We start from the raw sequence: 24,042 nt of genomic DNA, 5'->3' as shown, positions 1-24,042 counted from the left end.
ACTAAAGCTTTAGCTGAAACGTTCTACGAAAAAACATGGTCCAATTCGAAATGCTCCAGTAGTGTCCTCTTGCGCCCTTCTGTATCCCATTCATGGTATTTCTCAAAAACGGCTTGTATATTGTGATTAAAGCGTTCTTCCACTAGGTATTTTACAGCAAGAAAACTTCGCCAGTAATCAAACATGATACTGGATAGCCTTGCCTGATAGGAATTGCTTCCAAAAGCGCTTAGAGAACGGCTTCCATATTCAGACGTGAATGAGTTGACCAGTTCGGTTTCGATTACTGCGATTTCCTCAAACTCACTATCAGTTAGAAAGAATTTTCTTGGAAGATACTCACACATGCCTTCTTCGAACCAGGTATTATCTTCCCGTGCATCTTCAAATTCATCTAAGAACAAATCTGAGTGGTGCGTTAATTCATGTCCCAATATCGTCAGTAGATGTTTCTCGGATAGATGCTCATAGAAAGCTTGGATAGAAGGAAGACTTTTTCCATCCAATTGTTCTAGAAACATATTTCTCCAAGCATTTAAATCAGGTGTTATGTAGATAGTGTCTTTATTCGTAAAAGCAGGAATCGGAAGATCCGAGAAAATAGTGGTAGCCTCATCAAAAGACGTCCACACTATTCCTTTTGGCTTTTCTATCAATTCATACTTATCTTCCAAGAATTGCTCGTAGTTCTGCAGTTTCTTAGTAAAGTCTTGAATAATCGTTTGAAACTTATCGTATTCACTTGTTTCTTCAAAAGCGTATATGTGCTTCATCCAAGCAGTCCTTTCTTTTTGTACTGGTCTGTATTTCCCTAAAGAAACTAGCAGATTTAAAATCCATCTGTTTAAAGGTTATTAACTGTATTAAACCAAGCACTTGGAAAAGTGGATGCGTTCCCCTTCGTTCAAGTAGATTTCATAATGCTGCTTCTTATAAAATTCAATCGCACTCGTCCAGCTTTTATTCGTTTCCAGAACCAGTTTTTCGTAACCCTGTTGCTGTGCCCACGATTCTAAATGTTGGAGCATTATTTTGGCTATGCCGCTCCTTCTGTATTTTTTGAGAACCGACATGCGTTCTATTCTGCCAATACCAGTGGCTTCATACGAAACCGCTCCAGTAGAAATTACTGCATTATCAAAGACACAAACAAAAAACATCGTCTTCTCCCGGCTGTAACTGCTCACTATGTCTTTTAAATCAGGATTGTAGGAAGGATCGATAAATCCGAATCGCTCCTCCAAGCCTTTTAAAACGACTGCCCTCGCTTCGTTTTTGAAAGGCCCCGTAATTTGTTGTATCTTCATTTTTTTACTCACTTCCGCTACATCCACTTATGCTCACATCCTATGAGTTTGTGCTGACTAGCTCTTCACATAAAACTCTGAAGCTTGTTGTGAAACCAAGGTTCCAGTCTGTTTTCCTTCGACGATTCTCTTCACTTCACCTTTTTTATCGAAGTTGAATATGTTGACGGAGATATTGAAGTCTTTCGCCAGAAGAAGAGCAGACTGGTCCATGACTTTGATGTTTTCTTTTAAGATATCGTCGAAATGCAATGTCCGATACATTTTCGCTTCACTGTGCTGATTTGGATCCAGATTGAATACACCGTCCACGCCTTGCTTGGCAACGAAAATGGCATCACAATTCGTTTCGATTGCCCGCTGGACGCTTGGGTAGTCAGTCGTCACGAACGGCTGCCCGTTGCCTCCGCCGAAGATGACAATGGAACCTTTCTCCAAATGCCTCTTGGCTCGTAGCTGAATATACGGTTCTGCTACAGACGGTACAGGTATCGAAGTCATCACCCTGACATCTTTTCCGGACTTGCTTTTTAAAACGCCTCTTAACATCAAGCTGTTCATGATGGTGCCAAGTGTTCCGATGTTATCCGCTTCCACCCGGTCGATATTCCATTGCTCCGCCAAGCTACCGCGGAAGATATTGCCGCCGCCAATAACAACTGCCACCTCGATGTCCATATCGCTAATGGAAAGAATCTCATTAGCAATATGGTCAAGCTTTTGATGGTCAAAGCTATCTCCACTTTCGCTTGCCAATGCCCCACCACTGAGCTTGATCAACACTCTTTTAATCGTTTTCATCCAGACACTCCTTCTGACAGCTACCCACTAGCCGCTTTGAATTTTCACACTTTTTACATTATACTAATACCGCGCTTCTTTTTGATATATTTAATTACTATTTTGTAAATATAAAGAAATTCCCAGCATTTTTTAAAGGATGCGTTGAAAGGAGTGAGCCATCATCAGTATTGAAAAGACGGCAATTAACGTAATCCCAAGGCTTAAACAGATGGAAACTTTTCTTGAAACAATAGCCTCAAATCCACAGGCCAATAGAAAAGACTTATTCCTGGATACATTCAAGGTATTGAATCAGGAATTTGAAACGATGGCGTTTTTCGGTATATTCAATCTTGAAAAGAAGATTGAAACTCTCGAGAAACAACTCCAAGAAATGCACTGTCTTGCTTATGAAAAGTTCATCAAAGACGAACTAACCCTTCTGCAATTGGAGTTTTCAGTATCAAAAGCGTTAGAGTTTGAATTGTTCATTCTAGACGACCAAGATCACTTCGTGCGAGAAAAACTCGGCGGCGTCTCAGCATATACCGATTGGAATGGCAGACTTTTTTTCGCGGTGTTGCCCGATGCTCAAGTTCGTTCCACACTAAAGTCAGTCATTACGCATGAGTACCATCATCACTGGCGCATACACGCCTTGGCTATAACAGAGCAAAACCAAACTTTGTTAGACCGGTTAATATTGGAAGGCCTAGCAGAACATTTTGTAAAAATCAGGTTGGGCAATGACTATTTAGGCCCTTATAAAGATGCACTCACGGAAAAGCAAGCCCGAGTTCTGTGGGAGACCACTTATCACTCCAATCACAATGAAGTGGGCGAAAAAACAGATGTCTATATGTTTGGCAGCAAAGAAGAAAATATACCTTTTTGGGCCGGTTATGCCATTGGCTACTATTTGGTGAAATGGTATTTAGAAAAAAATGAAGGTAATACGATAGAAGATATGACGTCACTGCCTAGCAATAGTTTTATAGTTTAGTTTTCGAAATGAAATAACCAGTTCTAGAGATGAGGATGATCCAAATTAAAAAGACAAGAAATTCATTACAGAATTTCTTGTCTTTTCGTATGTGTATTTTTGTTCACGTGGAAACCTTTGTGCCATTTGGTTAGACTAAAGTTTTTCGATTCATATTCTTTTTCCCATGGATGTTGACTGCACTCGGTAACCCATCTTTTCATAAAGTTCATAAGCATGGGGATTGGTCCCGAACACATTTAACCCCATGGAAGTTACGCCGCGATTTCGCATATCTTCCTCTAGTTTCTGCAATACCGCTGTAGCCATCCCCTGTTTTCTATACTCTTCTCCAATTAAAATATGATAGATGTAAGCTTTATTCGTACTGGGCTCGATATTGTACCAAAGGGAGCCAACTACTTTATCTTCTTCCATTGAGACAACATGACAAACTGACTGCCCCTCTGTATTTTGTTTGTTTAAAAACAGTTTTGCCATTAAAGCTCTTGATTCTTCCATCGCTGCATCCTCTGGAATCATGTAGTTTTCCGATAAGTCTTTCGCATAATCAGGGATCAAGAACGCCATAAACTGATCGAATTCTTCTTCTGACATTGGCTGCATTTCTATTTTCATTATTTACACTCCCCAGCAATATATATCGTCCATTATTACCACTACTTCTAAAATTATCTGCTCACATCTTTTATCTAAATAAGGATTTCAATTCTTCCCAGTACAGTTGATACCTTTCCCAAACCGGCGGCACTACCTGGCCTGTTCGATTCATTTCCTTCAATTCTTCAACTCGGACCCATTTGGCATCACAGACTTCCCCAGGCTGCAGAGTTAGTTCATTGATTTCAATAGTTCTCTTGCTTACGTACAAATAGCTGTCCAGAAATGATTTGCCCTTCGACCTCTCGCCTAAGTATTGAAGATCCGCTGCTGCCACGGCAATCTCCGTTTCTTCAGCAAGTTCTCTGACAGCACCTTCTACGCTGCTTTCCCCTGCATGTACTGAACCTCCTGTGCTTTCCCAAAGCAATGGGAAAGGCTTAGTGGCATCTCTTTGAGTCATTAACATGCACCCGTCTGCATTAATTGTATAGACCTCCACAACCACATGAAATTCATTCGGTTGAAGTTCCTCTCCGCGTGTATGTAATTTGTTTAGTGGTTTTCTTGAAGCGTCTACTAAATCCCACAACTCCATCCTGTTTCCCTCCTCAGTTTTGTCCATAATTTAACTTTGCACAAACCAATTTCAAAATTTAAGATTTACCATAATGTACTTTCAACTGATTCCAAATTGATGGCCAATTCTTCTTGGAAACCCGCTCTTCATATATTTTTAAACGTTCCTCGTTTTCTAAAAAATATGGTGTGGGCTTAGCATCCAAACTGATCAAATCTTGAATTCCATGAGGAGCCGCTAGCTATGACCTTTTACGAAAGGTAATTTAATAGCTCTTTAAGTGACTTAATTTCAGCATATGGCTTTATATCAGTATGATTCTCCAGTGAAAGCGAATTAAACCATATGCCTTTGATATTCGCATTTTGGCATCCTTCGATATCTTTCTCTAAGTCATCCCCAATAAACAATACGTGTTCTGGTTGGATATTTAATTTATTCAGGGCAACTTCAAATATACGTCTATCTGGTTTAGTAAACCCAACTTCTTCAGAAATAAAGACTTCTTCAAAATAGTTGTTTAAATTAGTATTCGATATTTTCGCATATTGCCTCTCGGTTGATCCATTGGTAATAATAGCTAATTGATACTGTTCTTTAAGAGAACTTAAAAAATCGAGTATAGTTTCATCAACAGAAAAACAGAGGGGCAGATTTGTATTCCAAAAATCCTGCATGTCATATTGAGAAACTATACGTTTAGTTGGGAATTCATTAAAAAACGGCTCTAAGACTCTTGTTTTATCATTAATCCCATAATTTTTCTTGTCGTATTCTTTAAACCTTCTCAACATTTCGTTTTTATTCGTATGTTTTATATTTTCATAGAATTTTTCTAAAAGAACCAAAAATAGCTTTTCTATTGCCTGCTCTCTATCAAGCAGCGTGTCATCTAAGTCAAATAATATCGTTGAGATAGAACTCAAATCCCGCCACCTCCTCTTATATCTATACTATTAACCAGCTATCATCTTATTGATACTTCATATGGATAGTGCCTTGTATATTTTTGTAAGTTATTTTTGCAAAAGCGCCGTTCACTAGAATATTTTGAGGTGGCGAGTGGCCAATGTCTACATCGTAGATCACCGGAATATTGTCTTCAGCAAAGATATCACTTAATGCATCCACTAATTCAAATTCTTGATTTGCTTTATAACGCGATGGTCGTCCGATTAAAATCCCGTTCGTATTATTGAACCATCCTGCTTGTTTCATTTGCCATAAACTTCGGTAGATATTAATTGCATCAAGACCAACGCTTTCTAAGTACCACACCATTCCTTCTTCAGCTGCGTAGTTAGACACATAGTCTTTAACTTGATCGAACGGCGTCCCAATTAATGTGCGAAGGGTGCTGATACATCCTCCAAGTAGTCTTCCTGAGAACTCTGCTTCTGATAATCCACTTAGATGTTTCCATTCCGTTTTTGAATCAAAGTAGAAGCCTGTTGCTGGATTGTCGTAGACTTTTTGCCAGTTTGATTGATAGTGATCAGAAGAGTATTGGGCTACTTCCCCGTTCTCACAACACCCTAGTACATCTGTCCACCTAGAGCTTGTTGAGTCCCATTGAGGTGAAGAAAGTTCCGCGAAATTAATTCCATGAGCTGAGGCGTTTCCTGTAATAGTGGAATAAGCAAAAAGAAAGGTACTAATATCAGAATACCCAAGCAGCCACTTTGGCGGAGCAGACTTCAATTTCTCCCAGTCAATTAAGGGAAGGATCTCCATAGCGAAACTGCCTCCCCAAGGGGGAATAATCGCCGTTATATTTTCATCTAGCAGAAATGACATCAATTCTTCTGCCCGCTTTTCTTTAGATGCACTTCTTCCTTTTTGTTGAGTCCAGGCCGTTTCTCCTGTAACTACCCTATATCCGCGTGCTTCTACATTTTCTTTTGCTTTGGACAATAAAATATGCAGTGGCTCCTGTGCCCCGCTTGATGGAGCCGTCACCCCAATTGTATCTCCCGTTTTCAATGACCTAGGATACTTCACTTTCAAAGCAAACGCTCCTTTTTAACTCAGTTTTCATTTATTGTATCAGAATATTTTTTACAATAACTGTAATTCTCTAAATATATTGTATGATTGTTTTGATTAAAATAATTTTTCTTACAAATTTTTCAAGTAGTCAGAAAATTGATAAGGATTTTTTGAAACCATAGTGGTAGACTATTGGTCTTACTTTAAAAGGAAATAACTAACAGGAGGTTCTTATGAAACTGAAAATCATCCATACGAACGATGTTCACAGTAATTATGAAAACTTTGCGCGAGCAGCAAGCATGATTAAGGAATTAAAAGACGAAAATACGCTCATCCTTGATGGCGGCGATTTCGCCGATTTCAAAAGCATTGAATTGCAAGGAACACGCGGTGTCGCAGCGCTTGAATTGCTTCAATCGACCGGCTATGACGCTTTGACAATTGGGAATAACGAGATGTTCAATAGCATAGAGACATTGGAGCATATGGCTACAACCAGCCCACTCCCTTTCATTAGCAACAATCTCCGAAAAAAAGATGGAAGTGAAATTCAGGGCGTTGTCAAAAGCGCGATTTTACATAAAAATGGCTTGCGTATATTAGTTACCGGCGCTTCCCCCGACATGGATGTTTTCAATGACGGGCTTGGAATCAGTGTTTCGGATTACGTCACTATGACACAACAAGAAATCTCAAGCCGCGCCGGTTCGTATGATATTTGCATCTTGTTGAGTCATGTGGGCACAGCTGCCGATGAAGAACTGGCTCTAGCGATTCCTGAAATTGATGTCGTGATTTCGGCACACGATCACCAGCTGTATTCAGAAGCCAAACTGGTGAACGAGACGATCATGAACAGCGCAGGAAATTACGCTGAACACATCGGTGTGATCGAGCTTGAAGTGGCGAACGGCAAGGTTGAGCTTCTTCATTCAGCCACATACTCAACAATAGATGCTGCGCCGGATTCTGTGGTAATGGATATTTTGAAAGATAATAAAGTGAAAGCGCTCGCTTCTTTAGGGAAGTCCCTATACGATTTACCGGAGCCGCTTTGGCACGACGTCATTGAAGAAAATCCATTGACCAATTTGATCGCGGACGGCTTGCGGGACATGATGCAATGCGATATCGGATTGATCAATAGCGGCATCGCCAACGCAGGCCTGTTTCACAATATTTCCCGTCAAAAACTGATTGAAGTTTGTCCATCTCCACTAAATCCGACTTCTTTTGAAGTTCAAGGCAAGCAGCTAAAAAAAGCATTCACGCAATCTTTGGATGCACAAGCGTGCCTGGCGGATGGTCGTGGACCTGGATTCCGCGGGAAATTTGTCGGCCGGTTGCACTTTTCAGGAGCTTCGATCATCCATGATGGCAAACGTGTTCAAGACATCCTGATTGATGGTGAATTAATACAGGACGAGCAGTGGTACAAAGTCGCCAGTTCCGATTACCTGCAGCGCGGATCCGGCTATCCGGACTTGGCCGAAAATCGAAACCAGGTCTATATGGCCGAAGAAATTAAAGATGTCATTCAAATTTATGCGAACCAGCCCAAGTTCCTTGAGCAGGCTTTTAAAATGCGAACGGAAAGACAAGCTGAACATGCAGAACTCGGTTCTCCTCCCTTGTGAGACAGCCACTGCAGGAACAATAAAGAAGGGTCAATTATCTGTTGATAATTGACCCTTCTTTTATTCGAATTCGGACTTTTATTTGTTTCAATGAGACAGCTTTGTAGTTGTTGTTTGTTTTTCATGTGTGATTCGTTTATGGACAACCTTTGCCAACAGGAAGCCTAAACAACCACCAGCTGTATTTAATAGTAAATCATCTATATCAAACGATCCGCGCTTAGTGAAGAACTGCAGCAGTTCTATCACCAGACTGCTAGAGAGAAGAATCTGCCACGAATAAGCAAATTTGATTCTCTTTATGTATAAATAAGCTCCTCCAGGTACAAAGAGCATCACACTAATCAGCAAGGCCGCAATAAACGTTGATAGATTCACTTCAGAGATATAGTTTAAAAAGTCAAAAGGCATCAAATTATAATCACTTGTTTTTCCATCTCCTCTATAAAAAGTCGCAGAGAACAAAAAGATTAAGTAAAGGACCAACGCCAAATCTATATAGATCGGATCGACTTCATATTCTTTCAATAACAACTTAAAACTCATAAAAATGAAGAAAGCCAACAGGAATCTGCCGAGTATATAGGGCACTGGGGACACAGCGAACATCACATGTAATACATCAAAACTTGGGACAACAGCAGTGATAGAACAATTAAAATGGAATTTCTAAAAATATTCATCTTTTCACCTCGTAACCAGATAGCTTGTATATCTATATTTTACCAAAAGAGTTTTAAAAAGAACTGAATATAGCAAAAAGAATGGTTTTATATCCCGCTTCTCCTTTCACCTAATTTATGGAAATGTTATACTTTGTATATTATTGGATAAAGAATATGAGTAGATTTTCCATACTGCTGATTAGGAGGAATCAAATGATTCTCATACTCGCTGCCTATATTGCCTTATTAAGTTTTGCAGTCCATAAATTTGCAGGAAAAAACAGGGAGAAGTGGATCAATGCCGGGTTTCTTACTGCTTTTGTCTTGCCATTGGTCGTCTTCTTTCTCCTTCTTAACATTCTAGGCATTTTAACAGGAGCTGGAATGGGTTCCGCTGCTGCTGGGTTGTTATTTGGAGCCGCTACGTGTATCACTGGGTTCGTCTTTTTATATATTGGATATACGGCCAACCCCGGGCACTCGTGAAAACAGAATTTTACGGAAATGAAGAGGGAGAAGATGCGCATTTATATTAGCGCAGTTTCTCCCCCTTTTTTATGAATAAACCGTACTGTTCACTTCGTTGAAGCATTTCACTTAAACCCTGGATTTTACAAGCTCAGATTGTTAGCCAAAACATTTTTGTCCACACTGCTTCTTAAAACTCAAACACCTTGTACCAGTACAAAGTAATATCGATATTGGGATTCGCTTTTTGCTTTAAGGTATCAGCACCACCCAATACAAATCCTTGATTTGCATAGAAACGACATGCGATTACGTTATCGTTCTGTGCTTCAAGAGATAGGCCAATCAATGATTGTCCCTTTGCCCATTTTTGTGCAGCTTCTAACAGGAGCTGACTGACACCTTTTTTTCGGAAACTTTTGCAGACGGCAATATTCTCAATATATGCAAAGCGGTTCCAGTCCTTCACCAAGCGAATCTGCCCGACGCATTTCTCCCCCTGCATCGCCAGGAACACCACTTTCTTCTCACTGTCGATATATTCTTCCCAATTGAGCTGGTCATCAGGAAAACACGTTTCCGATGGGTTGTCGTATAATCGTTCTTTGTATGACCATTTTCCATTCGAAAAGCTCGGGAGAATGTTGCCGATAATGGAAAAAGGCTCATTTGCTTGATTTACAACAGGGATCAATTCCTTCTTTAACTGCTTTATTGAAACCTTTTCGTTAAGTTCCATACATAACTCCTCTCGATAGATCCTACCGTTTCTTTATGTACGTTCTATAAAATCCTCGTTTTATTTCCGGCTTTGATTTTTAGATTTATACCGAATGAAGTTCCAGAGTCGATATGATCGGGAACACCTGATAAGTCGATTAATTCTTTTAAATGAATGTGCTTTTTGCTATTGGCTGCTAGTGTAACGGAATAAGGGCCAGCTAAATTCATCAGCGACTCTATCCGCATGTCTTCTTCTTCCGTAAACAACGAATCGATAAATTCCAATTCCACTGTCACAGCCTCATCACTGCGATTATGTAATACCAGATTGCATTCGGCATCCATGGAATCATCCAACGTGACAAAGTTGCACTGGCCATTTCCGTCATAAGAGATAGCTGAAATGCCATTTGCTAGAGTTTCCTGGTACGTCGCAATCAATAGATTCGGTAAAAACATATAGACAATGACGACTGCGAACACTATCCGAAATCGGTATTTTTCCAGGCTACGGAACAACAAAATGATAGCACCAATAAACATGATAGATCCAATGATTCCCAACAATTTGTATCCTTCTTGATCTTGAATCGGAAACGACATAAAGACAAATTGAGCCTCTTTCATCGCTGTATTTGGAAACGGAAAAAATAAGTACATGCAAATGGCGAACACAATAAACGAACCCACGAATGCCGTTTTATTTTTAATCATGGTTTTTCCTCTCTTTTAGACGTGCTCATCTTCCTTTCGATATATCTTTTCCTAGAATAATATTACGTGTCAAGTTGGGCATATTGTCTTGTACCTTCTCAGTATTCTTTTGTCGATCAATTAAATAACCAACATGGTAAACGAATCCATTGTGATAGGAATAGAACTCGTTAGCGGCGGTTCCGACCACATTCAACTTTTCTTCTGCTTCATCATACTCATAATATCGGTACAATAAAGCACTATTTGTTGTCAGCACTTGCTGGAAAATAAAATCATCTCCGCTCAGCTCTTGTTTTTCAAATCGATTTCCGACCGAATCGGTTGCTGCTGCAACTTCATAATTCTCGACCGGATTTTCGTCCATTTCAGTTACCGAGACGATGAAAAATTCATCTAGATTGCCCTCTTCCGATTTCCCAAGATAGCTTAACTGGACTTGATGAGTAACTTTTCCGGTTCGGTCTTCGGAAGTGACCACATACGCATTTTCTCCATCTACTTCAAAAGGCAGTAAATCAAGATCGATTCCCTTTTCGAGCAGGTGATGTTCACTTAAAATCGACGTAGGCAATGGTTGTGCTTCTGCAGGTTTAAAAAACTCCACATGTTCTCTCTCATTCAACCCGTCATAGGCATTGAAATTTTCGCTATAGGTTAGACCAGTGCCCTCTACTTCTTCTAATCCGTCCGGAGCACTAGAACAGCCACTGCATAGGAAGATGCTTATCATTATCGACATAACAGATACGAATGGTTTCATCATTTACGTTTTAACCCTTCCCCAATACGGCTTCCAAAACAGTTCCACTTTTGCGATAACATGATGATGTGGATGGTGTTAAATTCTAGAAACCACATCAATCGGCGTAGCTTCGCCATCTACAAAAACCTCAATGATTTCGTGATCTTCATTGAGTGTTAATTTGTAGATGGTTTGCTCAGATACATCATTCCCTTCTTCAGCCACATTCAAATTCACTTTTATCGTTTCTCCATCTTCTTCAATATCGGCAGCAACAATAGCTTCAAACTGATAAACAATATAAGCGATATCTTCTCCTTCGTTAATAAGCTGGAGAGGGGCCGTGGGATCAATCACGTTCTGCAGTTCTTGCTGGACCATTTCCATTTCACTAAAACTGAGCGTTGAAGTCGTGGAACTACACGCGGATAAAAGTGTTGTGGTTACTAAAATGACTAATGCTTTTTTCAACTTCGCCCTCTCCCTACACTTGATTTAAGCAATCACACGAGAAATTTGACTCCAACACCGAATGCATCGACTAACTAATCTTTGCATTCACTGATTAGTAATGCTTTTTGCCATTTCGCGGATATCTGGATCAGCATCCTGTAGTAAATTGATAATCGTTTTATGTAGCAGTGGGTGCCACTTTTTGTCAGCATCTATTTTATAAATCTTCATATTATTATCTAAAATATTTGACACTGTTTGTCTAACGAATACATCGTCATGGCGACTCAATTTTAAAAGATTGGTGAAATACCATTCATGGTCTTCTGGCCACATAAGATTCAACAGCATTTCTTCGATCGCCGCGACATCCGTTCCATAGAAAACTCGTTCTGCTTCTTCCTGGGTAACACCTCCCCAATTCTCATCATCTGAATCAACAGCTGGTGTTTCAGCAATAAGCTGGCTCAAAAAGTCATCAAAGTTATTGGCTACCCGCACTTTCGCTCTAGAGTCCACTTCCAAATAAATGACTGGCGGATTTTGGGCGTCCTCGCCGTAATCCAATACAAAGAAGCCATTGCCGTCGCCGCTTATCACAAGGATATCACCACGTAATCCCCATTCTTCTATTAAGTAATCAGAGCTCAGATTGCCATCTGTTTCAAGGCCGAGAAGGTGATCAATTTCTAATAGCTCTACTTCAGCGGCTGGTTCAGCTACTCTAACCCAACGATATTGCAAGGGCCCCCCATTTCGTTGCAAAAGTACTTCTTTATACGAAGCGGGTATAATTTTGCCTATCTCCTGCTCAATTGCCGTTAACTCTTCTCGAGTAATTCCAGCGGTTTCTTTGAATTCAGTGACATCCCTCTCTAACCAGAATTCCATTCCCTACCTCCCGTAAACTGCTTATCTGTTCCTTATTCATTCAATTATTTAAATCAAGACCGGCAAATAATCTCAAAAAAACTCACTTCCTCAGTGATAGAAATCTAATGGAATGAGTTTGCAGCTAACTATTTCAGTTTTTGAAAAATGACCCTAATAAAAATTGTAATATTCAATCTATCATTAGATTACCACTAGAATTTGGAAAGTAAATATTAATTAGAAAATATTCCAATACTAGTCACAAGGAACTTAATTAGCGGACGTAATTGATCAGCGATTCCTGATATTCTATCTTTTAAAACGATTATTGATATAGAAAACCAAAAAATAATCTTAAATATCTAACCGCCGAACGAAAAACCAAAAAGAGTAATGAAAAACAAGATAAGTAAAGTGACGCTAATAATTGTTGTTACCCAATGTACGATCACGATGCTGCCTGATTCTTTTATAATCCCTGCTATGCCAAATAGTATCCCTAAAGGTGCGCTAACAAATGCATACAAAATAATTGTTAACGCTGCTAAGCCATTAACGAACAACATGATTACGATTGAGATGATTTGAATGACGAGAATCAGCAGCATAACTAAAGACAATTTACCCATTATGGTTCTTGGCATCTGATCCCTCCTTTTTGAGTAGGATCCCTTTGGACTTGCATGGAATTTAACTGTGTTTATAGTACCGTCATAAGTTCTTACGAGTTCAAGTTGCCATGTAATCTTTTTTTCTCTCTTGCATAAAGGTCTTCGTAACCTGCAAACTTTGAGTTCAGATTCAAATACGCTGCCATATGTTGCGCCTTGAAGTACTTGTCCAAACAATTATGCTCTTTTTCAATCTCTCTGAAAGCCTGAGCTATATCTGTGTTCTTGATAAGCCAATCGATCCCCTCGGTCAAAAACGATTGCCTTACATTTTCAATCACTTCTTCCAGATTCGAACCATCCGGCTCAATCCACCAAAGATCTTTCCGCTTTTGCTCTGCAGCATTGGACAAACTGGAAATATATCTATCTTGATCGAGTGTGGAAAGTAATTCGAGTTGCAAATGACATTGGTGTGACTTAGGAGAAAATTTTCCATTCTCTTCAACCTCTATAGAGTCATCAATCGATGGGATAAAGTTATAATAAATACCCAAATTCACGTGTATAGACATAGCTGGCCAGCCCGTAACGTCTGAAAAGTATTTACCAACAGCAGTGATATCCAGTACCCATATACAATCATCAAGCCAAGAAAAGTTATGCCGAGTATTTACTTTAGTAAATCCACTTCCTTTCAACACAGGCGTCAATTTCTTTCTAATCATTTTATTGATTTCCGAGGAACCAATCATTTAAAATCCTCCTCATTAGATTTTTAGCTAAGCTTTGAAAGTTAGATGAGTAATTCCTAAGGTATTTTGATAACTAGACGCTAAATATCTCCTATACTCCACTCTTTAAATATACTGTTCGAATAAATTGTAAGCTAGCTAAACTTGGGAATATTACACTTTCTGAAGTAGTGCTCCTTACTTTATTAATATTGAAAATTGCTCCTAGCGAATAAAAATTAAAAAACCTTGAGAGTTAGATTTTCACTCTAACTCTCAAGGCTCAGCCTAGTTAATACTTTTATCGACTTATTATTTAACTATAAAAATTTAAATCAAATCTAAATCGCTTAAAAACCCAACAAACTATCTGCTCTTAACTTTCCAAATCAAATTCATGTAAAGGATCAATACACGTTAAAATCGCGACGATTGCGTTGTTATAACCTGATAATCTTTCAATTTCTGTTTTATCATCGGTGGAAGATTTATCATCGATAGTTAGTTGATCAAAATGGTTGCCGAGTGTAGTTATTTTCACTCTATACTTATCAACAAACTCAATTTCTCTCATCTCTTTAGCGTCTATTAAAAGCTCAGCGAATGCTGACAATTGACCTTTATCATAAGCTCCATCGTATTCTTCTTTATCATATAGGGTATTCACTTTAGTGAATTTTATATGCCGCTCAATAATATCTATTAAAGTAAATTCCGTCAATTTCTTATTATCTATTTTAATCCCACCTCTTTCACTATTACATATATCCAACTGTATATTGCTACATTCGATATTTTAAATTTTATGGTCGTCTATTTATTAGATTATTTTTGGACATCGAGTGAAACCCCTGCCTCTTCCAGTAAATTCATGATAAGTTCTCTCGATATACTCGAAGGCATAATAAACCGATAACGCTTATTGTCATCTAAAATAAACAACAATGTCCCGTTGTCCTGCAAAAATGAATGAGAAGTGGGTTTTTCATTTATTTCGATGCTCTTGATATCAACGACATTGAGTTGAAAATTATTTTTATGCTTTAGTAGTTCTAGTTGATCGTTTTGAAATGCCTGGTCAATCTTGTTTTCGCTATGCTCAGCTGTTTTTTAAAAAATCATATCACGCAACATGTAAATCAAACCCGAATAGGAAAACCAAACGTCATTGTCTTCATCGAATTTATAGTCAATTTTAAAGAAGAAAATCTTCCCTTCTTTAATAAACACTTTATAGCTCTTATCGAATGTAAAAGTACTTGGTTTCTTAAGATAGAATGATTGATGCATTTTTTGCTCCTTTTATATTTGGTTTCTTCTAGTATACGGTTTATTATGTTACAAAAAACAAAAGTCCGGACATCAGGTCTTGAACAGCACACCATTCAACGCATCCACATACCGTTTAGCTGATCTTTGCACGGCTGCTCCCGCGTCCGTCAACACGATTCGATGAAACGCATCATACACGCGATCAAAACGGATTTCATCTAACTGTTCCGCCATTCTTTCGACAGTGGACGCAGGAAGTGGAATGAAGTTCGGATAGCTATACATAAAACTGACCCACTCGCGGTCTGCAACGACGCGGACAATATCGCCTGTCAGTAATACGCCTTTGCCGTCATCTCCATTTTTCCATTCCAGAATGGCTGCACCTTTGAAATGACCACCGATCCGATGCAGCGTGAACCCTTCCGCAACTTTGAGCGTTTCGCCTGACCAAAAGATAATGCGATCGCTTGGCCGGGTTACCCATTGCTTATCGTCTTCGTGAATATAGATTGCCGCATCGAAGGTTTCAGCCCATTCCACTTGAGTCGAATAATAATGGGGATGGGACAAGGCAATGGCATCGATTCCTCCCAGAGCTTTTATTTTTTCAATAGTTGGAGCGTCGAGATATGTTAGACAATCCCACAGGATATTGAAGTTCTCCCCCTGAACCAAATACGCTGTTTGACCAATCGCAAAACTTGGCACCGTCGTGATACTTAAGAGCCCTTGTTCTTCTGACGTAATCTCATTCTGATAAGCAGCGGATTGAACCATCTCTTCCAAAGTCGTCCAACTTTGTCCTTTAACGCTGACGTATTGCCGTTTTTCTGTACAGATTGAACAATGCTCTGGTGCTGACTCAGCGCTCTCGGTTTGGACGCCACACGTATTGCAAATAAACTTATTCATATTCTTCATCCTTCCTATTTTCGGTTATATAGTTAAAATTAGTATATCCTAGAATTTTCAATTTAAATTCATTCATAGGTCTAATTTTTCAATTTTTCGCTTGCTGATAATTAAACACAAAAAAGCTGTCGAAGCAGCCCACGTTCTCCTGCTTCGACAGCTTTTCGCTTATAAGATTAAGGCTGCGGTCGTATCATCGATGACTAGTACATCAAAATATCCGCCTCTTAAAGCGGCTTTAATGCTTTCCGCTTTATGGGTGCCTTCTACAATCCCGATTACTTCGGGTATGCGTTTGTATTCGTCGATATCAAGCCCGATGACCAAGTCATTCAAGGGGTGGTCGATCTGGTTTCCGGCCTGGTTGTAAAAACGTGAACCGATATCCCCGACCGCTCCAGCTTTCTTTAAGGAGACCAAACTTTCGGCTTTCAAATAATCCATGGTGGTCATCGTGGATTGTTCAAACGGGTTTCCGATTCCGACTACTGCCATATCCACATTGCGTCCTTCTTCAAGGACCAGGGCAATATCTTCCGACTCGATCAAGCGCTTTTTCAATTCCGCGTTCTCTACCATCGCCGGAGCGTATAAATATGAACAGGTCGTATTCATCTTTTGCGCCAATTGATACGCCAGCAAATTGGAATGGATCTCCACGAGCTTGGTCCCCATGCCGCCGACCAGTGGAATGATTTTCAACTGCTGGTGCTGCTCATACGGATATTCCTGCACAAATTTCGCCAAGGTAAGCCCCCACGAGATCCCCAGTTTCTTGACGCCTTTCATATTTTTCGAGACGTAGAATGAAGCGGCTTTCCCTAGTGACTGCTTGACCATTTCAGCATCCCGCCCAGCTGCCGGCACGACAATGGCTTCTTTCAATCCGTACTTCTTTTCAAGACGGTTTTCCAGTTCTACGGTGTGCGCATTTTCATCTCTAATGTAAATTTCGACAATCCCATTTTCCCGTGCCTTGTTCAGCAGTTTGGAGATTAACGGACGGGACACACCCACTTTTTTGGCGATTTCTGCCTGCGTGAGCCCTTCAAAATAATACAATGTCGCTACTTTCACGATTTGCCTGCGCTCGTCCCAATTCATTGTCACTGCACCTTCTCTTTTAAATAAACTTAAAGGCGGTTAGTAAACCGCTTTCATTTGTTTGTGGCAACTGATTGTATTTGCCAGTTTTCACTCTTCTGAACAACTATACTATATGTGTCCACCCATTTGTCGGCTGAATGACAAATGATTTCCATTTCTTTCGACTGCCTCGCACTTAATGGTGAACGCCTTTTCCAATCCAAGACGCGGCGGCTTCGTATAAGCTTTCGGTAATAGTCGGGTGGGCATGAATCATCGAAGCCAGTTCGTCCACCGTTCCTTCCAAATGAATAAACGCAGAAGGTTCCGCGATTATTTCCGTTACATGCGGACCGACCATGAGAACACCTAGAATTTCTCCATATTGTGTTCCAGCAATCAGCTTCGTGAACCCTTCCTTCTCATCCTGCGCTAACGCCCTGCCGTTTCCTGCATGGTCAACTCGCACGACCTTGTAGTCGATTCCTTGCTGCTTCGCCTCGGCTTCTGTTAAACCGACACTGGCAATTTCCGGACTGGTGTAGACACAGCGCGGAACCATCCGGTAATCAACGGTCTGTTTTCCACCCGCTGCATTGGCAGCTGCTACGACCCCTTCCGCACTCGCGACATGGGCAAGCTGCCAGCCACCCGTCACGTCACCAACCGCATAAATGGTAGGGTCGCTCGTTTGCATGGCGCTATCCACTTTCACAAAAGGACCATCCATCTCGAGCTTCAATTCCGCAAAGGCCGAAGTATTGGGCGCTCTGCCGACAGCCATCAAAATCGCTTCGGTATCCAATGTTTCTGCTTTTCCTTGAGCGGTTTCTATATGAATGAGCTGACGGGCACCTTGCTGTTCAATTTTGGTCACTTTGGTATTCGTCATGATGCTAATCTTTTTCTTTTTCAAAGATCTCGCAAGCGCTTTAGAGGCTTCCGGTTCTTCGCTCGGCACAATCCGGTCGTTCATTTCCACGATGCTTACCGGCACGTTCAAGCTGGCAAAAATGCATGCGAGTTCCACTCCGATGATGCCGCCGCCTATAATCACCATCGATTTCGGAATTTTCTCGATGTCGAATATAGTATCACTCGTGAAATATGCCGCTTCTTCAATGCCATCGATTGGCGGAACGAGCGGACGTGAACCGGTTGCCAGGATAATTTTTTCTCCTTGGAGGACTTCCTCTTTGTCAGCCAGCTGAACCGTGATTTTCCCGGCCGCTTGAACTTTCCCGACGCCATTATAGACATCGATTTTTCCTTGCTTCAATAGATGGTCAATGCCAGTTCTCAATTGCTTAATGACCGCGTCTTTGCGGGCGAGCATTTTAGAAAGAGAAAAAGTCATGTCCCCGGTTTCAATGCCCCAGCTTTTGGCTTTTTCGATTGTTTCAATCACTTCCGCATGCCTCAATAAAGTTTTAGATGGGATGCAGCCTCGATTCAAACACGTGCCGCCGAGTTCGCGTACTTCGATCAGCGCCACTGTTTTTCCGAGTTTCGCCGCGCGTATCGCCGCCACATAACCTCCCGGCCCTCCGCCAAGTACCACCACTTCGTAACTATTCACTAGCATCTACTCCTTACACCAATAATATAACCGGTTGTTCGAGCGCTTCTTTCAATTCCGTCAAAAAGGCTGCGGCAGGGGCGCCATCGATCACTCGGTGATCAAACGACAAACTCAGGACCATCATTGGCCGTAGTTCGATGGCACCGTCAACGCCTACTGGTTTTTCATTGATGCGTCCGACGCCAAGAATAGCTGATTCCGGCTGATTGATGACCGGCGTGAAAGCATCGATGGCATACATTCCCAGATTGCTGACGGTAAATGTCCCGCCCGACATTTCATCCGGTTTGACCTGATTGTCACGAGCTGCCTTGCCGAGGCGTTTGCATTCAGCTGTTAGAGAAGACAAGCCTTTTTGATCGACATGTTTAACCACAGGTACCACCAGGCCATTATCGGCGGCTACTGCAAGCCCCAGATTGATGTCTTCTTTATAGACAATTTCATTGCCTTCTAACGATACATTGACATTCGGATGCTGTTTCAAAGAAAATGCCACAGCTTTCATAATGATTTCCGTATACGAAATGCGGAATCCAGTCTGCTGTTCAATCATTCCAAGCAATTGTTTGCGCAGGTTGATGGCCTCGGACATATCCACTTCGGTTGTCAATGTCACATGGGGAGCAGTCGTTTTACTTTGCAATGTGCGCTGCGCCACGACTTTTCGAATGCCTTCCATTTTAATTCGTTTGCCGCCTGTTCCAGCAGCAGGCGATGCTTGTTTGGCATTTTCCACATCGGCGCGATAAATTTTACCGTTTGTGCCTGAGCCTTTTATTGCTTGTAAGTCGACGCCTTCAGCAGTTGCTACTTTTTGTGCAAGCGGTGTCGCTTTAAAGGAAGTTTTGGATGCAGCAAACTCCATTACATCGTTTTGATGAATTCGCCCGTTCGGCCCAGAACCTGACACATCCGATAATGCGATGTTTTCTTCTCTCGCCACTCTTCTAGCTGCAGGTGTCGCGCGAGGTTTTTCAGCAGCAGCATTTTCTCCATGTGAATCATCGCTAATATGTTCAGTAACCGTTTCGCTGATGCCCTGCTCCGTTAAATCTTCTACTTGAGCTTCCCGTGAATCACTTACATCCTCTTGCTCTTTGGCAGCACCCGATTCCCCAGGCGGTGAATCCGGTACTTTTTCGCCAGCTTCACCGATATAGCCGACCACGTGATTAATAGGCACTTCGTCGTCTTCTTCAAAATACTTTTTCAGAAGGATGCCTTCTTCGTAGGATTCGACCTCGATATTGATTTTGTCCGTCATGATTTCAAATAACGGCTCTCCGACATCAACGGAATCGCCTTCGTTTTTATACCATTGCAAAAGTGTTCCTACCTGCATCGTGCTGCTCAGTTTTGGCATGAATATTTCTTTGGCCATCAGCCCGCTCCTCCTTCTTACCGGTGGTTTAATGTTTCTTTAACAGCTGCCACGATATCCTCGACACTAGGGATGGCGGATTTTTCAAGTTCAGGATTGTACGGAATCGGGACGGCCTTGCCGCCTAGGCGCTTAATCGGGGCATCCAAATAATCGAATGCTTCGCTTTCGGCGATCACACTGGCAATCTCTCCTCCAAAACCGCCGCGCTTGACCGCTTCATGCACGACCACCAAGCGGCTTGTCTTCTTGACAGACTCGATGATGGTGTCGGTATCCAATGGCACGAGCGTGCGCGGATCGATCACTTCGACACTGATTCCTTCTTTTTCGAGCTCTAAAGCCGCCTCCAATGATTTATGGACCATGATCGCTGTAGCGACTATCGTTACATCGCTGCCTTGCCGTTTAATATCTGCTTGGCCCAGGGGAATGGAATACAATTCTTCGGGTACATCCGATTTTGTTTTATAGCATAGTTTATGTTCGTAGAAAATGACCGGGTTGTCTTCATCAATTGCCGCTTTCAGGAGCCCTTTGGCGTCGTATGCGGTGGATGGCTGGACGACTTTCAAGCCAGGAACATGGGCCATCCACGCTTCCAGGCTTTGAGAATGCTGGGCCGCTGCGCCGGTGCCAGATCCTGCCGGTGTGCGCAAAACCATCGGTACTTTTCCTTTCCCGCCGTACATATAGCGGATTTTGGCTGCTTGGTTGACCATATTGTCCATCGCGATGGTCATGAAATCGGAAAATTGAAGCTCCAAGATCGGGCGCATGCCCGTCAACGCGGCTCCTACCGCTGTGCCCGAGATGGCCGCTTCAGAAATCGGGGTATTGCGGATACGCTCTGGGCCAAACTCTTCAATCATTCCGCGAGTGACGCCAAACGCCCCGCCGTAAACACCGATATCCTCTCCCAGAATAAACACGTCTTCGTTTTGCCGCATCTCTTGGCTCATCGCTTCTCTAACGGCTTCCAAATAAGTCAGTTCCCTCATAGTCTTCCGCTCCTTTGCTGCTCTTTATGCATAAATGTCTTCCATCAAATCATCGATTGTCGGCATTGGGCTTTGTTTTGAAAACTCGACCGAATCCTCAATTTCTTTTTTCGCTGCAGCTTTGATTTCAGTCGCACCTTCCTCTGTCAGTAATCCTTCCTGAATCAATGCATCCCGGAGACGTGCAATCGGATCTTTTGCCCGCCACTTCTGTTCTTCTTCACGCGTCCGGTATTTTTTGGCATCGCTCTTTGAATGCCCTTTCCAGCGATAGGTTTTTGCTTCGACAATCGATGGGCCTTGTCCAGTTCGTGCGCGGTCCACTGCTTCGCTAACGCCATTCATGACATCGAACACATCATTGCCGTCTACAACTTTCCCTGGAATTCCATAGGACTCGGCACGCGCTGCCACGTCTTCAATGTTCATCATTTCTTTAGCAGGGCCGGACATGCCATACTGGTTGTTTTCACAAACGAAGACAACCGGTAACTTCCAAATGGATGCCAAGTTCAGCGCTTCATGGAAACTGCCTTCGTTGGAGGCTCCATCGCCAAAGAAACATAGTACGACATATCCTTCATTTTTCATTTGGGATGTCAAAGCCGCGCCAGCCGCAATCGCAAACCCGCCTCCGACAATTCCATTGGCACCCAGGTTGCCTTTTTCGACATCGGCAATGTGCATGGAGCCCCCCTTGCCTTTGCAATATCCTGTCGTGCGCCCAAACAGTTCAGCCATCATTCGGTTCACTTCCGCTCCTTTGGCAATGCAGTGCCCATGGCCACGGTGCGTACTCGTAATCTTGTCGCGTTCTTCTAAAACGGCGATCGAACCTACCGCGGAAGCTTCTTGTCCTACCGCTAAATGCGTCGTACCGTGGATCATGCCTTTGGCGAAGAATTCATCGACTTTCTCTTCAAAAAATCGAATCTGCCACATTTGTTTCAGCAAATCCGTTAAATCATCTCTTTTTAGATGCGCTGGCAAATTGATCAGTGATGTCATTTGTATTCCTCCTATTTTTTACATTTGTACTTACTCGTAACATATGTAAAAATTATAAGTCTTTTCTGACTATTCGTCAAGAACAAAAGGGCCAGACTTCCCTGTGTTTCAGAAGTTTGACCCTTTGTCCCTGGCGCGTTATTTTTTCTTTGGCTTGTACGTATTGATGACTCGTCGGGAAGAATGAACTTCTTTCAGCACACGATACGGCTTTTTGATGGCGCGAAAAGGAATCGATAGCAATAGGTGGCTGAGATCTTCCCGGTATTCATTTGTGACGCGTGTTGGCTTCGTGGAAATGCGTTCGTACAATTCCTTGTAGAACTCTTTTTTGAGGTCCATGTTCATTTCTATTGTACGGTTGCATTCCGTGCAGCGAATTCTTTTAATGTCGTCGTTAATATAGGTGATTTCGTGATTTACGTCTTCTTTGCAATGGACACAGTATAGACCAGCTTCCATCTTTTTCACTTTCATACTAGAACACCTTCTCGTTAAGATAGTTACCATGTCTCCACGATGATTGGAACATTTGTCTAGTAGCGTCGAAGCAATAAACTGAGCGGCACATCTCCACTAAATGCTTAGTTAAAGATTTCCTCCGAAGGTTTCATCCTGCATGCGCCGCAAGCGCCAAATGGTCGACTCCTTGGTTTGCACTACATCGCTATAGGAAATGATTTCACCTTTTTGAATGGAACGCTTTAATTGGACATGGCGGTCGACCAAGCCCAAAGGCAAGGCATCCTTTTCCTTTGCATCCGCGGCTGAGAGAATACGGCCATAAACCGTAAACCCGCCGATGCTATCTAAGAACTGTCCTTCTTCCAAGTCGGTTTTGGCAATCGTGACCGTTTCTGCTTGAAGCCCTTTCCATGGGGCAATCGTCGCTTCATTGTAAATATACGCGCGGGCAATGGAAATCGGCGTCTCCAAGCTGGTCAAATGATACGGGCGATAGAGCACGTAATTCGGCCCTGCTCCCATGCTCAAGTATTGCATTTCGTGATTGACTTCTTCTTTTTCCGAGGCAATGATCGCAAATACGCCTGGTGCTACGCCGTTGATGTATTCCACGATTTTCTTGTTGCTGACTTGCCCGCCGTCTTCTTTCAATTTAAAGATTTCCGGTAGCCCTTTCACGTCACTGACAAATCCGTGCATTCCCGGCGTATCGGGTAGGAATCCTGTGGCGTTGGCGACAGCCGTCATTTCAACCATGGTTTTCGTGCCGTCCTGGAACGATGCCAGCATTTTCGCACTGGCACCTTTTCGTGCCGCTTCCTCTGCTGCGGTATCGGGATTCGCCGCTAAGTTCAGCGGGTTGTTTTTTCCTTTTCCGAGCGCTACCACTTCAAAGCCAAGGGCGTCCGCAAAATCATATAATTCCATAATGGCACCGGGTTCGTCGCCTGCGGTCCCTGTATAGACAACGCCGCTGGCATCCGCCATTTTCATCAACAAAGGACCGATTGTGACGTCAGCCTCCACATTGAGCATGACGATATGCTTTTTGTTCAGAATGGCATCCCAGGCAATTTTCGCGCCGATGTCTGGCACCCCCGTTGCATCGACGACGACATCCACTTCTGTTGAAGATGTCACCAAGCGCGCGTCAGTCGTGGCTGCCACTTTTCCTGAACGGATCGCTTCAGCTGCCTCTTCGGCCGAATTGGTTTGGACAATGTCCACATCCGCCACGCCAGCTTTTACATAAGCATGGACGACATTATCCAGTTGAATGTCCGCCGTGAGGACGACCCTCATGCCCGCCATGTTTTCGATTTGAGAAACCATCCCTCTGCCCATTTGGCCTGCACCGACAAGCCCCACATTGATGATTGTTCCTGCTTTCTCTAATTCTTCTAGCTTTCTATTGATGCCAAGCATGGTCCACTCTCCTCAT

The 24,042-nt window shown here is 42.2% G+C and carries 28 protein-coding genes; 3 read left to right on the top strand and 25 right to left on the bottom strand.

What is annotated here, in order from left to right; genetic code table 11:
- Positions 1-23: 23 nt before the first annotated feature.
- From AUC31_RS06605 to pyrH, 3 genes are all read right to left on the bottom strand, one after another.
- Positions 24-773: a hypothetical protein gene (locus tag AUC31_RS06605; RefSeq protein WP_058380809.1), complete on the bottom strand. Its 750-nt coding sequence runs from the start codon at positions 771-773 to the stop codon at positions 24-26.
- A gap of 90 nt (positions 774-863) precedes the next feature.
- Entirely contained in the window at positions 864-1,334 is a 471-nt protein-coding gene (locus AUC31_RS06600) for a GNAT family N-acetyltransferase (protein ID WP_058380810.1), read from the bottom strand.
- Between the two features lie 30 nt (positions 1,335-1,364).
- Positions 1,365-2,108 (bottom strand): UMP kinase, encoded by a 744-nt coding sequence (pyrH, locus tag AUC31_RS06595; protein WP_058380811.1) that lies wholly within the window; start codon positions 2,106-2,108, stop codon positions 1,365-1,367.
- Positions 2,109-2,319: 211 nt separating this feature from the next.
- On the opposite strand from pyrH, the gene AUC31_RS06590 reads away from it, so the two are divergent.
- Positions 2,320-3,093, top strand: a complete 774-nt coding sequence (locus AUC31_RS06590; protein ID WP_058380812.1) for a DUF2268 domain-containing putative Zn-dependent protease — start codon at positions 2,320-2,322, stop codon at positions 3,091-3,093.
- Between the two features lie 150 nt (positions 3,094-3,243).
- Here AUC31_RS06590 and AUC31_RS06585 read toward each other — a convergent pair whose 3' ends face one another.
- The 5 genes from AUC31_RS06585 to AUC31_RS06570 all read right to left on the bottom strand — a co-directional run bounded on the left by AUC31_RS06585 (position 3,244) and on the right by AUC31_RS06570 (position 6,274).
- Positions 3,244-3,711: a GNAT family N-acetyltransferase gene (locus tag AUC31_RS06585; RefSeq protein WP_058380813.1), complete on the bottom strand. Its 468-nt coding sequence runs from the start codon at positions 3,709-3,711 to the stop codon at positions 3,244-3,246.
- 70 nt (positions 3,712-3,781) lie between these two features.
- Complete coding sequence (locus AUC31_RS06580) at positions 3,782-4,291, bottom strand: NUDIX hydrolase (protein ID WP_058380814.1); 510 nt, start codon at positions 4,289-4,291, stop codon at positions 3,782-3,784.
- Between the two features lie 58 nt (positions 4,292-4,349).
- On the bottom strand, positions 4,350-4,478 hold the full coding sequence (locus tag AUC31_RS17685) for a hypothetical protein (RefSeq protein WP_237150750.1): 129 nt from the start codon (positions 4,476-4,478) through the stop codon (positions 4,350-4,352).
- Positions 4,479-4,524: 46 nt separating this feature from the next.
- Positions 4,525-5,199 (bottom strand): HAD family hydrolase, encoded by a 675-nt coding sequence (locus tag AUC31_RS06575; protein ID WP_418054977.1) that lies wholly within the window; start codon positions 5,197-5,199, stop codon positions 4,525-4,527.
- Positions 5,200-5,245: 46 nt separating this feature from the next.
- The gene (locus AUC31_RS06570) at positions 5,246-6,274 is read right to left on the bottom strand and encodes a S66 family peptidase (RefSeq protein ID WP_335339137.1); all 1,029 of its coding nucleotides are present in this window, start codon (positions 6,272-6,274) and stop codon (positions 5,246-5,248) included.
- Positions 6,275-6,495: 221 nt separating this feature from the next.
- On the opposite strand from AUC31_RS06570, the gene AUC31_RS06565 reads away from it, so the two are divergent.
- A complete protein-coding gene (locus tag AUC31_RS06565) occupies positions 6,496-7,902 on the top strand; it encodes a bifunctional metallophosphatase/5'-nucleotidase (protein WP_058380816.1) in 1,407 nt (468 codons plus the stop codon).
- Between the two features lie 87 nt (positions 7,903-7,989).
- Here the strand turns inward: AUC31_RS06565 and AUC31_RS06560 are convergent, their stop codons facing one another.
- Positions 7,990-8,436: a VanZ family protein gene (locus AUC31_RS06560; RefSeq protein WP_218916838.1), complete on the bottom strand. Its 447-nt coding sequence runs from the start codon at positions 8,434-8,436 to the stop codon at positions 7,990-7,992.
- Between the two features lie 344 nt (positions 8,437-8,780).
- On the opposite strand from AUC31_RS06560, the gene AUC31_RS06555 reads away from it, so the two are divergent.
- Positions 8,781-9,053 carry a hypothetical protein gene (locus tag AUC31_RS06555; protein ID WP_058380818.1) on the top strand — a complete coding sequence of 91 codons (273 nt, stop codon included), beginning with the start codon at positions 8,781-8,783 and terminating at the stop codon, positions 9,051-9,053.
- A 172-nt stretch (positions 9,054-9,225) separates the two neighbouring features.
- Here AUC31_RS06555 and AUC31_RS06550 read toward each other — a convergent pair whose 3' ends face one another.
- The 16 genes from AUC31_RS06550 to AUC31_RS06470 all read right to left on the bottom strand — a co-directional run bounded on the left by AUC31_RS06550 (position 9,226) and on the right by AUC31_RS06470 (position 24,026).
- Positions 9,226-9,774, bottom strand: a complete 549-nt coding sequence (locus AUC31_RS06550) for a GNAT family N-acetyltransferase (protein WP_058380819.1) — start codon at positions 9,772-9,774, stop codon at positions 9,226-9,228.
- Between the two features lie 44 nt (positions 9,775-9,818).
- Positions 9,819-10,472 carry a hypothetical protein gene (locus tag AUC31_RS06545; RefSeq protein WP_058380820.1) on the bottom strand — a complete coding sequence of 218 codons (654 nt, stop codon included), beginning with the start codon at positions 10,470-10,472 and terminating at the stop codon, positions 9,819-9,821.
- A gap of 25 nt (positions 10,473-10,497) precedes the next feature.
- Positions 10,498-11,238 (bottom strand): hypothetical protein, encoded by a 741-nt coding sequence (locus AUC31_RS06540; RefSeq protein WP_058380821.1) that lies wholly within the window; start codon positions 11,236-11,238, stop codon positions 10,498-10,500.
- Between the two features lie 75 nt (positions 11,239-11,313).
- On the bottom strand, positions 11,314-11,688 hold the full coding sequence (locus AUC31_RS06535) for a hypothetical protein (RefSeq protein ID WP_157073466.1): 375 nt from the start codon (positions 11,686-11,688) through the stop codon (positions 11,314-11,316).
- Between the two features lie 87 nt (positions 11,689-11,775).
- Positions 11,776-12,561 carry an SMI1/KNR4 family protein gene (locus AUC31_RS06530; RefSeq protein WP_058380823.1) on the bottom strand — a complete coding sequence of 262 codons (786 nt, stop codon included), beginning with the start codon at positions 12,559-12,561 and terminating at the stop codon, positions 11,776-11,778.
- Between the two features lie 344 nt (positions 12,562-12,905).
- A complete protein-coding gene (locus AUC31_RS06525) occupies positions 12,906-13,187 on the bottom strand; it encodes a hypothetical protein (protein ID WP_058380824.1) in 282 nt (93 codons plus the stop codon).
- A 77-nt stretch (positions 13,188-13,264) separates the two neighbouring features.
- Entirely contained in the window at positions 13,265-13,909 is a 645-nt protein-coding gene (locus tag AUC31_RS06520; protein ID WP_058380825.1) for a DUF4304 domain-containing protein, read from the bottom strand.
- 355 nt (positions 13,910-14,264) lie between these two features.
- Positions 14,265-14,660, bottom strand: a complete 396-nt coding sequence (locus AUC31_RS06515; protein ID WP_237150720.1) for a hypothetical protein — start codon at positions 14,658-14,660, stop codon at positions 14,265-14,267.
- Positions 14,661-15,250: 590 nt separating this feature from the next.
- Positions 15,251-16,075: an MBL fold metallo-hydrolase gene (locus AUC31_RS06505; protein WP_058380827.1), complete on the bottom strand. Its 825-nt coding sequence runs from the start codon at positions 16,073-16,075 to the stop codon at positions 15,251-15,253.
- A gap of 168 nt (positions 16,076-16,243) precedes the next feature.
- Complete coding sequence (locus tag AUC31_RS06500; RefSeq protein ID WP_058380828.1) at positions 16,244-17,179, bottom strand: sugar-binding transcriptional regulator; 936 nt, start codon at positions 17,177-17,179, stop codon at positions 16,244-16,246.
- A 178-nt stretch (positions 17,180-17,357) separates the two neighbouring features.
- Positions 17,358-18,746, bottom strand: a complete 1,389-nt coding sequence (gene lpdA / locus AUC31_RS06495) for a dihydrolipoyl dehydrogenase (RefSeq protein WP_058380829.1) — start codon at positions 18,744-18,746, stop codon at positions 17,358-17,360.
- Positions 18,747-18,753: 7 nt separating this feature from the next.
- A complete protein-coding gene (locus AUC31_RS06490) occupies positions 18,754-20,127 on the bottom strand; it encodes a dihydrolipoamide acetyltransferase family protein (protein ID WP_058380830.1) in 1,374 nt (457 codons plus the stop codon).
- A gap of 17 nt (positions 20,128-20,144) precedes the next feature.
- Positions 20,145-21,128 (bottom strand): alpha-ketoacid dehydrogenase subunit beta, encoded by a 984-nt coding sequence (locus AUC31_RS06485; RefSeq protein WP_058380831.1) that lies wholly within the window; start codon positions 21,126-21,128, stop codon positions 20,145-20,147.
- Positions 21,129-21,152: 24 nt separating this feature from the next.
- Positions 21,153-22,136, bottom strand: coding sequence for a thiamine pyrophosphate-dependent dehydrogenase E1 component subunit alpha (locus AUC31_RS06480; protein ID WP_058380832.1), 984 nt, complete (start codon positions 22,134-22,136; stop codon positions 21,153-21,155).
- Positions 22,137-22,274: 138 nt separating this feature from the next.
- Positions 22,275-22,613 (bottom strand): hypothetical protein, encoded by a 339-nt coding sequence (locus tag AUC31_RS06475; RefSeq protein WP_058380833.1) that lies wholly within the window; start codon positions 22,611-22,613, stop codon positions 22,275-22,277.
- Between the two features lie 111 nt (positions 22,614-22,724).
- Positions 22,725-24,026, bottom strand: a complete 1,302-nt coding sequence (locus AUC31_RS06470; protein ID WP_058380834.1) for an NAD(P)H-dependent oxidoreductase — start codon at positions 24,024-24,026, stop codon at positions 22,725-22,727.
- Between the last annotated feature and the right edge of the window lie 16 nt (positions 24,027-24,042).

Source organism: Planococcus rifietoensis, from assembly GCF_001465795.2.
GTDB classification, from domain to species: domain Bacteria; phylum Bacillota; class Bacilli; order Bacillales_A; family Planococcaceae; genus Planococcus; species Planococcus rifietoensis.
Note: the sequence above shows the minus strand (reverse complement) of the source record. Positions and strands in the feature narration are given on the sequence as shown.

Excerpts from the sequence above, each read along its gene's own strand:
- AUC31_RS06500 (WP_058380828.1), bottom strand. The coding sequence starts at position 17,179 with ATGAATTGGGACGAGCGCAGGCAAATCGTGAAAGTAGCGACATTGTAT.
- AUC31_RS06505 (WP_058380827.1), bottom strand. The coding sequence starts at position 16,075 with ATGAATAAGTTTATTTGCAATACGTGTGGCGTCCAAACCGAGAGCGCT.
- AUC31_RS06470 (WP_058380834.1), bottom strand. The coding sequence starts at position 24,026 with ATGCTTGGCATCAATAGAAAGCTAGAAGAATTAGAGAAAGCAGGAACA.
- AUC31_RS06540 (WP_058380821.1), bottom strand. The coding sequence starts at position 11,238 with ATGATGAAACCATTCGTATCTGTTATGTCGATAATGATAAGCATCTTC.
- AUC31_RS06475 (WP_058380833.1), bottom strand. The coding sequence starts at position 22,613 with ATGAAAGTGAAAAAGATGGAAGCTGGTCTATACTGTGTCCATTGCAAA.
- AUC31_RS06550 (WP_058380819.1), bottom strand. The coding sequence starts at position 9,774 with ATGGAACTTAACGAAAAGGTTTCAATAAAGCAGTTAAAGAAGGAATTG.
- AUC31_RS06590 (WP_058380812.1), top strand. The coding sequence starts at position 2,320 with ATGGAAACTTTTCTTGAAACAATAGCCTCAAATCCACAGGCCAATAGA.
- AUC31_RS06565 (WP_058380816.1), top strand. The coding sequence starts at position 6,496 with ATGAAACTGAAAATCATCCATACGAACGATGTTCACAGTAATTATGAA.
- AUC31_RS06525 (WP_058380824.1), bottom strand. The coding sequence starts at position 13,187 with ATGCCAAGAACCATAATGGGTAAATTGTCTTTAGTTATGCTGCTGATT.
- AUC31_RS06490 (WP_058380830.1), bottom strand. The coding sequence starts at position 20,127 with ATGGCCAAAGAAATATTCATGCCAAAACTGAGCAGCACGATGCAGGTA.
- AUC31_RS06480 (WP_058380832.1), bottom strand. The coding sequence starts at position 22,136 with ATGACATCACTGATCAATTTGCCAGCGCATCTAAAAAGAGATGATTTA.
- AUC31_RS06520 (WP_058380825.1), bottom strand. The coding sequence starts at position 13,909 with ATGATTGGTTCCTCGGAAATCAATAAAATGATTAGAAAGAAATTGACG.
- AUC31_RS06605 (WP_058380809.1), bottom strand. The coding sequence starts at position 773 with ATGAAGCACATATACGCTTTTGAAGAAACAAGTGAATACGATAAGTTT.
- pyrH (WP_058380811.1), bottom strand. The coding sequence starts at position 2,108 with ATGAAAACGATTAAAAGAGTGTTGATCAAGCTCAGTGGTGGGGCATTG.
- AUC31_RS06580 (WP_058380814.1), bottom strand. The coding sequence starts at position 4,291 with ATGGAGTTGTGGGATTTAGTAGACGCTTCAAGAAAACCACTAAACAAA.
- AUC31_RS06485 (WP_058380831.1), bottom strand. The coding sequence starts at position 21,128 with ATGAGGGAACTGACTTATTTGGAAGCCGTTAGAGAAGCGATGAGCCAA.
- AUC31_RS06545 (WP_058380820.1), bottom strand. The coding sequence starts at position 10,472 with ATGATTAAAAATAAAACGGCATTCGTGGGTTCGTTTATTGTGTTCGCC.
- AUC31_RS06555 (WP_058380818.1), top strand. The coding sequence starts at position 8,781 with ATGATTCTCATACTCGCTGCCTATATTGCCTTATTAAGTTTTGCAGTC.
- AUC31_RS06530 (WP_058380823.1), bottom strand. The coding sequence starts at position 12,561 with ATGGAATTCTGGTTAGAGAGGGATGTCACTGAATTCAAAGAAACCGCT.
- lpdA (WP_058380829.1), bottom strand. The coding sequence starts at position 18,746 with ATGCTAGTGAATAGTTACGAAGTGGTGGTACTTGGCGGAGGGCCGGGA.
- AUC31_RS06585 (WP_058380813.1), bottom strand. The coding sequence starts at position 3,711 with ATGAAAATAGAAATGCAGCCAATGTCAGAAGAAGAATTCGATCAGTTT.